Below are 7,216 nucleotides of genomic sequence, written 5' to 3'. Positions count from 1 at the left end.
AAGAGGGCGGGGAGTATGACGTTGACTTTGACCACCAGTTCATTGAGACGGAGAAGTACGATGCAAAGCCCACGTACAAGAAATTTCTTGGTTACAGGCCCGGTGTGGCCGTTATCGGCGACATGATTGTCGGCATAGAGAACAGCGACGGCAACACCAATGTACGCTTTCACCAGGGTGACACGCTAAAGAGGATTTTGGGGAGACTTGAAGAAAAGAAAATGGCAGTCAACCGCTTCAGGGCCGACTGCGGCTCATGCTCTGAAGACATTGTGGATGAGGTCAGGAAGCATTGCAGGACATTCTACATACGTGCCAACCGCTGCTGCTCGCTCTATGATGACATCTTCGCGCTCAGGGGGTGGAAGAGGGAAGAAATAAACGGCATTGTGTTTGAGTTGAACTCCATTCTCGTTGAGAAGTGGAAAGGCAAACCGTATCGCCTGATAATCCAGAGACAGAGACGCATGGGCAGTGGACTTGACCTGTGGGAGGGGGAATATACATACCGCTGCATCCTGACCAACGATTACGAATCATCCATGAGCGACATCGTGGAGTTCTATAACATGCGTGGAGGCAAGGAACGCATCTTTGATGACATGAACAATGGGTTTGGATGGGGCAGACTGCCTAAATCCTTCATGGCGGAAAATACCGTGTTCCTGCTCCTGACGGCACTGATACGCAATTTTTACAAGGCCATCATGCAAAGGATTGAAGTGAAGAAGTTCGGGCTCAAGGAAACCAGCCGTATCAAGACGTTTGTCTTCAAATTCATTTCAGTACCTGCCAAGTGGATTAAGACCGCAAGGCAATGTGTGCTGAACATCTACACCGACAACCATGCATATGCAGAAGCCTTCAAAACTTCTTCCGGATGATTTACGTCACTTGATGGCCACTGATTGCGTATTGCCTCAAGTCGCTTTATGGGGTAAGGGGATAGTATGCGCATTGAAACGGACGCGAGGACTTAATGGCTGTCTTACGAATCAAAAGTCCATTTCTCTTGTAGGTAGCACTTCGGGAATGGAGTTGCGGATTTAAGGAACACTATGGGTAAAAACAGTTTAAATACCAACAAACAATTCATGATAGGCAACGGCATACTTGCCTTCGGAGTCTTGGCTGTAGTCATTATCTTCCTTTATATGTCTTTCCGTTTCAAGCGGGATGCGAATAAGGCAGTCACTTACGAAGGTGTGTATAACATCGAAGTAAGTAAAGACTTTGCCGGCGACAGTATAGCGATATATGTAAACGACAGCCTACTGATGAACCGCACCATGCCCGATGCCAGTTTAAAACTAGAAATCAATCGGTTTGCAGAAGGGAATGTCCTAATGGTGGTGGACAACAAAACGGACAAAACCACCCCTTTCAATCTTAATCCAAATGGAAGCAAAGTGATTGTCAAAAAGGATGGAGAGGTAATTTATATACTCGAAAAAGAAGCGGATACAGGCCAATAAAGAAATGAAACACCGAAGAAGAGATGTGTTGAAAGTTATTTGTATTACACAAGACCTTAACACATCTCTTCATCATGAAAATAAGTATTGGAATCTATTTATTGCAAACCGAACCAATTGCTTTTGATATTAAATAATTATTTACCAAATCTCTTTTCGATGCTAATTCTTCACTCTACTTTTTTATCACTTTTTCAGTTTCAACTTACGCATAGTTTCCAAATTTCCTGAAACTGCTTTTAACACAAGCATCGGAGAATCGGTAGTCGCCACAAGAAACGAAGCAACGCCGGCTTCAGCTTTTATTGTAGCCGGACCACGCAACTCGCCACCTTGTAATACTTCCAATTTCACTTCACGATTATTCTCTCCAAAACAACCGGTACCTTGCAAATCCTTCAAGTTGACATAAACAATCAGCAAATCACGGCACGAAGCAGACACGCCACTTTCAAAATAAGTAATATCCATTGCCTCAACCGCACCCGGTGTACGAACAACATGTTCGGCCACAGCTTTTCCATCCTTATATCCTATCGCTTTCAATTCACCTCGCTCCCAGTTGACATTGAAAAATGTAAAAGGAGAGAAGTCGATATTCTCGGCATTTCCGCCATCAGGACGAGATACATATTCCGAAGTTGATGGTTTGTCATCAGGGTATTGACGTGCTATCACCCGTCCGTTAAGCTGCAATTTCACCTCATCCACATTGCCATATACTTGCAGTGTATCTGAAGAACCTTCCAACCAATGGCTATTAATAAATACTTCGTACGTCATAGGCCCGGCAGGTGTAAAAGTACCTTCTTTCATCTGCGTACGGAAATAAAGTAAACCGAATTTGGGTAAGCGGAACAAATCGGCCAAACCACTGTAACAAATATTATCACAACATCCCCGATTATAATCATACATACTCCACACTGCCCCGCCAATAGTCCAAGGATAATAAGCACGATAACGGTTATGACTCCACTGGGCATTCCAGGCATTCTGCATCAATGCATAGTCACCATCTCCACGAGTCACGCGAGTGGTGCTATAATGACCACCAAATTCATAATCATAATATTCACGGATAAATCCCGGTTTTGAAGTTGTATTGGGACGGTTATATCCTTCCTTCCAATCATTATAACATACATCGAAACCATCATATCCATAGGTGTCGCCCGATGTGTAACATTGATCACCGGGAAACTCCTCATGAGCAATCCGCACCGCTTGATCTTTCCAACTTTTGGGAGGCCATGATTCATTAAGAGTAGTTTCCCACATAATAACAGAAGGATGATTACGGTCACGACGTATCAAATCACGAATATCTTTGTAGGTATGATCAACGAACCCCTGTGCTTTATTGAAGAACTGCCATCCAGGAATCGGTTCAATAACTAATAACCCCAACTCATCACAAGCCTCCAGCACAGATGGATCTTGCGGATAATGTCCCAAACGCACCGTATTAAAACCATTATCACGTATCTGATACATATCTCGGTATTGCGCCTGATCGGAAATAGCATTCCCTACATAAGGATACTCCTGATGCCGATTACTTCCTTCCAGTTTCAAAGGTTTGTCATTAATAACAAAGCCCTTTTCGCGCGTCATTTCAATACGCCGTATACCGATACGTGTATCCTCACAGTCAGTAACTTTCCTACCATCCATCACCTCAGTGCGCAATACATAAAGAGCCGGCGAATCCGGATACCATAATTTAGGATTATTCACGGTAAACTGTTGCGTATGGTGCTGTGTAGTGCCGGCAGCTAAAACAAGCGGACTTTCTACCAAAGCCACTTTCTTGCCGCGTCCTTTCTTCTTACTCCATTCATAAAGAGTATGTCGTATAGTCAGATGTCTTTGCGTCCCAACCTTATTACTTACCTGTGTTTTCACTTTTATCTCAGCTTCCTGTTTCGACACGTAAGGATAAGTGACAAATATTCCTCCACCGGCTACTTCATTTGCCATAATGGGATGAGTAATATGTACAGGATGCTTTACAATGAGATTCACATCGCGATACAATCCCCCATAGTAACAAAAGTCAAGGGTTTCCAAAGGCTTTCCGGGAGGTATAAGCGGATTATTACGATTATCCAAACGTACTAATATTTCGTTGCCACGGTCGGCATGAAGCATCCCTGTAACATCCACCACAAATGGAGTATAACCACCGGAATGCTGAATCAAGTGTTGTCCATTCACCCATACATCAGCCAAATGCATTGCTCCTTCAAACTCCAACCAAAGTTGCTTATCTATCTCTTTTTTACTGACATTGAGTATCTTACGATAATAGCATATCCCTTGCCACTGATGAAGCACAACAAGCGGTTCCACAAAAGGAGTATGAGGCAAATTAATCTTCTCCCAATTTCCCATCGAAAGTTGATTAAATTCCTGCTTCAATGTATCCGGATGTACTGCCAAAGCCTGATTTTGTGCCTCCACATGCTGGATATTGAATTGCGAACTCCAATCAGAACCTTGATTCTTTATTTCAATCTGTTTCTGTTCCTTCTTCAAACGTTGGAATTCCCAATCAGTATTTATTTTTATACTGTGTGCGCCAAGCGGTAAAGCAAATAATAAACTTAATGCAAAAAATACAATATTCTTTTTGTTCATAATATTTATATAAAAACCTCTCAAAATTCAAACGATATTCAATTAAACAAAAGTAAATGATTTTCCGCTTATTAGATATAAATTCACTAAAAATTTAGTAAGTAGAGATTTAGCAGTAATAGTCTTTCAAGAATCAAAGCAGATTAATTTACAAGGAGAGAGCATAGTGCTCTTATCAAGCACTACACTCCCATATTCTGTCATTTAGCCAAACAAGTCTTTTCAAACAAGATATTTTTCTGTTTATCAACTACTTGTAGTTTTAAGCTATTCCTATCAATCTTACCTTTTAAAGCTGTTACACTTTCATTTACCAAAACTGGAAAATGAACTTTTTCTGATGGTTCGTAATAATAATATCCCGGCTTATTAATGTGATAATGCCCTGATATCATTACATCTATTTTACCTTTATTCAAAATAGGTATAAACTTCTCTAATACTTCAGTTGGACCATGCCATATATCACCCTGCCACTCTACTGGAGGCATATGACCGATTACAATCTTATAAGAAGCTTGTTTAAATTCATCGGATTCTATGACTTGTTCCAACCATTTAGCTTGTTCTGTCCGATAATTATCATAATCAGTTATCCCACTATATTCAATATCAGAATCCGGTTTATCTTCACCTGTATCAAGAAAAATAAAAAAAGCAGGTCCTTGACGCAAAGTAAAATATAAATGCGGTTCTTTTACTGAAAAATAATTTTGAAAAGAAGTTGCAAAAACCCCTCTCGTTTCATGGTTACCACGAGCATAGTACATTGGCTTTTCTTGAGCAAATAATTCTATTGACTTATTCATAAAGCTATTAAATACTTGCTCTTCACTCTTGGATTGAGAAACCATATCTCCATTATAAATAACCATATCATTTTCTTCATAATTTACAGCATTCAATAATTCAGAGATATCATTTGTCCGACCATGAATATCATTTAAAACAGTAAAAGATATCTCTTTCTTATCACGGTCATTAGTAGTAAAGCACAACGGTTTCTTACTCCAAACATCTGTTGCAGCTATTCTTCCATAGATAACTTCTACTCCTTGGTGATCTAATATTTCCTGAGAATAAACCCTATAACGATAAGTTGTGCCAGGCTTTAAATCTGAAATCTTGACGCTATGAATCAAACTTGTATTTTTCACTCCATTCTTAGAATCAAAATACCTACTTCTCTCCTTTTGATAAAAATTAGATCCATCATCTGGAGCCAGTTCTACCCAACCTATTGAAGGTTTATTAGACACCCAAACAATCGTAGTTTCTGTTTCCTTCAGATTCTGCAAATATGGACCATATTTAATCTCCACGCGTTCTTGAGCAAATATTACCACCGCTCCAAAGCATATCAAAAGAATGCTTATCAAAAAGCGCTTGACTTTTTCCATTTCATTTATATTTAATATTTAAAAGTTCTAATAGCCTTCATTCTGTTTCAAATTAGGATTCCGATCTAATTCCGTTTGTGTAAAAGGTAAGTATCGGTTATGTGGCTCATAATTAAGTTGTTCCAATTTACGAAATTTCTCATTCTCCGCTGTTGGTAATTCTATTACTGCCCTACGAGTAGGATCCGTTTCTTTCATATCCACTGTACCTGAAATACGATACAATGTCTGATTCATAATTGTTTCGGCCAAAGGTTTTCCTGTTGTATCCCTCCAGCGAAGTAAGTCTGCCCTACGCAAACCTTCTCCTGCCAATTCGAGACAACGTTCCTTACGCACCAGTTCCCGCAATTTATCTTGAGTATTATACTTATTTCGATCCACTACGATATGTCCTCTCGTTGTTCTTAATTCATCTAATATATCAAAAACTTCTTCTATATTCTCATTCTTTTCCACATTAATTTCCGCTATGGTCAACAAAACCTCCGCATAACGAAACAAAATAGGACAAATAGCAGCATTACTTAATGAAGGAGAAAACTGAGTTGTTGGAAGAATATATTTAGCCCAGAGCAGTCCTGTGTGCGAAGCATTAGTAGCCGCATCCATAAAATCAGCATTTGCACTTCCACCTATTTTTTTATCTAATGTATTAAAAATGCGCTTCACACCTGCGGGTGATACAAAATCCATACCTGGATAAATCACAGTCTTATACAAACGTGGATCACGGTTATAAAACGGATGAATAGGATCATAACCTGAATCTTCCTCATCAATAGTTTTCCCATTACTCATTTCATACATATCTACAAAGTTCTGAGTTGGTACCCAAGAAGCCCATCCTCCATCTTGATTATTAAACATACGCACTGCATTATCGAAAGCATAAGTATCCTTTACATGTTGCATTGCGTATATAATCTCTTCAGAATCAACACCAGCCTCACTGAACATTGTCAAAAAATCAGGATCCAACTTATACAAATCTAAGTTTTGTATATCACGAGCAGCTTTCATAGCTTGTTCCAAGTCTCCCCAATACAAAGAAGCTCGCATTTTAATAGCCAAGGCAGTACCTTTGGCTATCCGACCTCGCTCTTCCGGTTTCCTATTCAAATCCGCTATGGCTAAATCAAGCTCATCATAAACGAATTTTTTAATATCATCCTCTGAACTTCTAGGCAGCTGCGCATCTTCTGCAAGCTCTGGTAGATTAGTTATTAAAGGAACACCCCCATACCAAAAGTTCATCTGAAAATAACGCCAAGCTCTAATAGTACGAGCCTGTGCCAACAAGTCCTTCTTTTTAACCTCATCAGTAAAAGATACTTGTCCTGCATTTTCTAAAACCAGATTACAACGACGAATAGTCGTATAACTATAATACCCTACAGTAGAAGTAGATGATAAAGAACCATTTGACACATTTTTATAAGAACTAGAGCCAGTAAAGCTATAAGCTATGTCTGACATACAATCAGCAAAAAAAACATCACTAGAACCTGTTGCTGGATTGTTCCAATCTTCGTAGCAAGCCGTAACAGCATTTATTACATCAGCCTCCGTCTTCCAAAATGTAGCCGGAGACAGTTGATCATTAGGAACCGTATCAAAAAAATCATCACATGCAGATAATCCCCCGCTTAAACAAACAGATATAATCAAACATTTTATCGCTTTCATAATATAATT

Annotated in this window: 5 protein-coding genes; 2 read left to right on the top strand and 3 right to left on the bottom strand. The window is 39.6% G+C overall.

The window, feature by feature from the left end:
* Both HMPREF1534_RS05590 and HMPREF1534_RS05595 read left to right on the top strand, forming a co-directional pair.
* Positions 1-884: IS1380 family transposase (locus HMPREF1534_RS05590; RefSeq protein ID WP_005940216.1), on the top strand; the 884-nt coding region annotated here is incomplete at its 5' end.
* 174 nt (positions 885-1,058) lie between these two features.
* Positions 1,059-1,475, top strand: coding sequence for a hypothetical protein (locus HMPREF1534_RS05595; RefSeq protein WP_018452669.1), 417 nt, complete (start codon positions 1,059-1,061; stop codon positions 1,473-1,475).
* Positions 1,476-1,661: 186 nt separating this feature from the next.
* Here HMPREF1534_RS05595 and HMPREF1534_RS05600 read toward each other — a convergent pair whose 3' ends face one another.
* From HMPREF1534_RS05600 to HMPREF1534_RS05610, 3 genes are all read right to left on the bottom strand, one after another.
* Positions 1,662-4,118: a glycoside hydrolase family 2 protein gene (locus tag HMPREF1534_RS05600; protein WP_005942444.1), complete on the bottom strand. Its 2,457-nt coding sequence runs from the start codon at positions 4,116-4,118 to the stop codon at positions 1,662-1,664.
* A gap of 200 nt (positions 4,119-4,318) precedes the next feature.
* Positions 4,319-5,518 (bottom strand): purple acid phosphatase family protein, encoded by a 1,200-nt coding sequence (locus HMPREF1534_RS05605; RefSeq protein ID WP_005942442.1) that lies wholly within the window; start codon positions 5,516-5,518, stop codon positions 4,319-4,321.
* A 27-nt stretch (positions 5,519-5,545) separates the two neighbouring features.
* Positions 5,546-7,207, bottom strand: a complete 1,662-nt coding sequence (locus tag HMPREF1534_RS05610) for a RagB/SusD family nutrient uptake outer membrane protein (RefSeq protein ID WP_005942439.1) — start codon at positions 7,205-7,207, stop codon at positions 5,546-5,548.
* Positions 7,208-7,216: the final 9 nt, after the last annotated feature.

Source organism: Phocaeicola massiliensis B84634 = Timone 84634 = DSM 17679 = JCM 13223, from assembly GCF_000382445.1.
In the GTDB taxonomy this organism is placed as follows: Bacteria; Bacteroidota; Bacteroidia; order Bacteroidales; family Bacteroidaceae; genus Phocaeicola; species Phocaeicola massiliensis.
Note: the sequence above shows the minus strand (reverse complement) of the source record. Positions and strands in the feature narration are given on the sequence as shown.